Annotated in this window: 1 pseudogene; it reads left to right on the top strand. The window is 75.2% G+C overall.

From position 1 onward, the window contains the following. Positions 1-100: 100 nt before the first annotated feature. Positions 101-395: pseudogene (locus tag JNW98_RS34535) on the top strand (cytochrome bc1 complex cytochrome b subunit); the annotation flags it as partial.

The following is a 395-nucleotide window of genomic DNA, read 5'->3' as shown; positions in this document are numbered from 1 at the left end:
CGCCCGCGCGCGCCGCGCCGTCCATGCTGCCGGGTACCCGGACACCTCGCCGCGCGCGGCGGCGGGGGCGCGGGCCGGGCGACGGAGCGAGGTACGGGGCGTGCTGTTCAGGAAGCGGAAGGCGCGGGCGGCGGCCCGCGCGCGGCAGGCGGCCGTCCTCGGCTACGTCGCGCTCGACCGCAGGTCCCCGGTGTCGGAGGCGGCCCGGGCGCTGCTGCGCAAGGCGTTCCCTGACCACTGGTCCTTCCTCCTCGGCGAACTCGCGCTCTACGCCTTCGTGGTGCTGGTGATCACGGGGAGCTATCTGACGCTGTTCTTCGTCCCGAGCATGACCGAGGGCGTGTACGACGGCTCGTACGGCCCCCTGCGCGGCCTCCTCGTCTCGGACGCCTACG

It is taken from the genome of Streptomyces huiliensis, from assembly GCF_020037025.1.
Classification (GTDB): domain Bacteria; phylum Actinomycetota; class Actinomycetes; order Streptomycetales; family Streptomycetaceae; genus Streptomyces; species Streptomyces huiliensis.
Note: the sequence above shows the minus strand (reverse complement) of the source record. Positions and strands in the feature narration are given on the sequence as shown.